This is a genomic window from Negativicutes bacterium (assembly GCA_018052945.1).
Taxonomy (GTDB): domain Bacteria; phylum Bacillota; class Negativicutes; order JAGPMH01; family JAGPMH01; genus JAGPMH01.
The window spans coordinates 1-2,896 of record JAGPMH010000084.1 but is presented as its reverse complement, the minus strand read 5'-3'; the positions used below and the strand labels follow the sequence as shown (position 1 = coordinate 2,896).

Below are 2,896 nucleotides of genomic sequence, written 5' to 3'. Positions count from 1 at the left end.
CTGTTATAGTAGTCAATTTATCCAAACATCCAATAACATTATTAGTAGAGTCATATATACCTTTGATTTCTCCACCTGTAGGATTTAAATCTATTGGAGTTGGTGTTGTATTATCAGTTATTGTTAAAATATCAAATCCATACTTCGGATCTGTTGTCGTTTTAGTTTGTAAGTCTGTTTTATTAGCCGTAGCATTTACTAAAGTCATAGAACCACAATTAATAGTATATGCTCCTAATTTATTTTCTGAAACATTAACATTTACTATTTTAGAAAGTTGATCCACAAGCAAGTCTCTTTTGTCTCTCAAATCATTCGCATTACCAGAACCTGAACCTTCAACAGTTATAATTTGTTTGTTAAGCTCAAATATTTCATCTGTTATTTGATTTATTGACTCTGTTTTCTTAGTAATGCCAGTGTTATTATCACTAACTAAATCATTTAACTGTGTTCTTGCAAGATTAATACTATTTACTAATTCTTTTGCAGTATCTCTAACCTGCACTCGTGCACTATAGTCGCTCCCCTTCGTGCCTAAAGATTGGAATGTTTTCCAAAATTTATTTAAAACTGTTTGAAATCCTGTATCACTAGGTTCTTCAAAGACCGTTTCAATTTTACCTAAAACATATTGTTCTTTCTCATTTTCACTTAAGTTGGAGTTTTCTTTCCAGTACTGTCTGTCAGCAAATTCATCTCTAGCTCGAGTAATAGACTCAACCGAGGTTCCAGTTCCAAGTTGACTTGCTCCATAATAAGTATATATTTTTTCTGGCTTTGTCGCCGAAGCATTAGCTCTTTGTCTAGAGTACCCTTCATTACTCGCATTAGTAATATTATGCCCAACAGTGTCTAAGGCTATTTGATTGGCATTAAGACCACTAACCATGGTATTTAAGCCTGCAAAAGTAGATCGCATATTTTCCCCTCCATGTTCTATATTGACTGATCAAACATTTTCTTCTTCGTTATAACATTACCGGTATTTTGGGCTGTGTAAGTGGTATCTGCGGTAGTCCCGGTAATAACATTTATATTGAAATTAATAAAGCGCATCGCTTGATCATTAAGATTTTTATTTTTAGTGATATAATTTCTTATTTTTTCACCGACAGCATTAAGTTCCAACACTTTTAGCATTAATTCTTGTTTTTTGTCTTTCGCAAATTCAACCGTTTGCAATAACGTTAAATTAGCCAAATTAATTTTCTGATTATACATAATTTCATTAATGATAGTTTCTTTTTCTTTTTCACACATTAAAAGTTTCCCGGTAATTTCACTTTGTTCTTTGATAATTTCATCAAAGCCGATTTTATCATTGTTTAATAATTTTTGATGTTGCTTTTCTACCGCTAGCAACAAATTCTTCGTTAACATTAACATTTTATCAATATTGTGATTTAATTTTTCCCACATAATTTTCACCACTATACCAAACGGTCAAATAAATTTTTATTAACTTTAGCCTGGGTATTTTCGTTAGGGTTGGCGTTGTAAGTAGGGGTAGCTTGTGCTTCCGACATTACATTGATATTATAATTAACGACTGATAGCGCTTGTTGTATCAAGGTTTCATTAATTTTATTGCTATTGCTGACTTCCTTTAAAATATCTTTTAACTGATTATGAACTTTTATCAATTCATCGGCATTTTTTTTATCACAAAGAGCCAGCATATCCATAAAACTATCTTCAATTTCCGTAACCTTTAAGTCGCTTAAAATTTGATTAGTTATTTTTTTACGGATTTGCTCGAGCTTTCCTATGCTGGTCACAATTTGCTCTTCATCTTTGGTCAGTCGCTCTATGTCTGGCACATTAACACTAACTAAGGCTGCACGCTTTTGTTTACTTAAGTTCAATAAGCTATGATATGATTCTACTATTTTACTGAGTACCGAGATTAGCTCTTGCCACATCAGATTGCCCCCTTATATTAGTATTTGTAACTTAACATTTTTTCCGCAACACTAAGTGAATCAATATTGTATTGACCACTATCAATTTGTTGAGCAATCTTATCAATTTTATCTTGTCTGATTGCTGACTTTTGATTCAACTCACTTAGATATTGACTAAATTGTTTCGCTTGAGTTGATAACACAAATTCATCTTTTTTATCAGTTTTCAAGTCTTTTGTTTCAGTCTTTTTTACACTTTTCGGTTCGCCGTATAACTTCATAATATTTTGAACATTGCTGTTTATAAGCATAATAATCCACCAACCTCTTTTATTTCTTATTTACTATATCGTAAAAAAACGCAAGGATATTAATCCCTGCGTTTCTTTTTTTTATATTTTGTTAAATTTTTAACTAATTCTTTGTTTTTGCATAATTAATCACGGGTATACATTCTTTCGCCACTTCTTTTCTTTTCTTCTTCTTTGCGACGCTTTTCATTAACTTCATCAACTTGCTTTAAAATATTACGGCCACATTCGTCACAAACTCGTCCTTCAGTTATCAAATTATCGCAACTTTCACATTTATAAGCAATATCGCCATAATTTAGAAAGCGACCTTTTTTCATCATTCTCAATATGGTTCGCTCTTTAACACCGGTTTCTCTATGAATTTCTTCCACCGAAGCTTTTTCTTTTTTTCTTAAAAAATCTATGATTAAGCGTTCTTGCTCCTCTTCTTTATCTAAGCATTCAGGGCATAACCCGCTAACATTCTCAACATAAATTTTCCCACAATCAGAGCAATTTTTAATAGCCATAGTGACTCCTCCAACATATATTATGTATTTTATTTTATTATAAGTTATTTAACCAAAAATTTTAAGCCTTTTCTTAAATATTAATAGCTAACGCTACTGCCCTAACCTCTTTGGCTCCGGCTTTTTTTAGTACTTTAGCACATTCTGCCAAGGTACTGCCAGTAGT

The 2,896-nt window shown here is 31.9% G+C and carries 5 protein-coding genes; all 5 read right to left on the bottom strand.

Annotation, left to right across the window (positions count from 1 at the left end; genetic code table 11):
• Positions 1–922, bottom strand: a 922-nt coding sequence (gene flgK / locus KBI38_08270) for a flagellar hook-associated protein FlgK (protein MBP8630036.1), incomplete at its 3' end; no start/stop codon positions are given.
• 17 nt (positions 923–939) lie between these two features.
• Positions 940–1,422 (bottom strand): flagellar export chaperone FlgN, encoded by a 483-nt coding sequence (gene flgN / locus KBI38_08265; GenBank protein MBP8630035.1) that lies wholly within the window; start codon positions 1,420–1,422, stop codon positions 940–942.
• An 11-nt stretch (positions 1,423–1,433) separates the two neighbouring features.
• The gene (locus KBI38_08260; protein MBP8630034.1) at positions 1,434–1,925 is read right to left on the bottom strand and encodes a flagellar protein FlgN; all 492 of its coding nucleotides are present in this window, start codon (positions 1,923–1,925) and stop codon (positions 1,434–1,436) included.
• Between the two features lie 17 nt (positions 1,926–1,942).
• Positions 1,943–2,218: a flagellar biosynthesis anti-sigma factor FlgM gene (gene flgM / locus KBI38_08255; protein ID MBP8630033.1), complete on the bottom strand. Its 276-nt coding sequence runs from the start codon at positions 2,216–2,218 to the stop codon at positions 1,943–1,945.
• A gap of 125 nt (positions 2,219–2,343) precedes the next feature.
• Positions 2,344–2,730, bottom strand: coding sequence for a flagellar protein (locus KBI38_08250; protein ID MBP8630032.1), 387 nt, complete (start codon positions 2,728–2,730; stop codon positions 2,344–2,346).
• Positions 2,731–2,896 lie beyond the last annotated feature (166 nt).

Excerpts from the sequence above, each read along its gene's own strand:
- KBI38_08260 (MBP8630034.1), bottom strand. The coding sequence starts at position 1,925 with ATGTGGCAAGAGCTAATCTCGGTACTCAGTAAAATAGTAGAATCATAT.
- KBI38_08250 (MBP8630032.1), bottom strand. The coding sequence starts at position 2,730 with ATGGCTATTAAAAATTGCTCTGATTGTGGGAAAATTTATGTTGAGAAT.
- flgM (MBP8630033.1), bottom strand. The coding sequence starts at position 2,218 with ATGCTTATAAACAGCAATGTTCAAAATATTATGAAGTTATACGGCGAA.
- flgN (MBP8630035.1), bottom strand. The coding sequence starts at position 1,422 with ATGTGGGAAAAATTAAATCACAATATTGATAAAATGTTAATGTTAACG.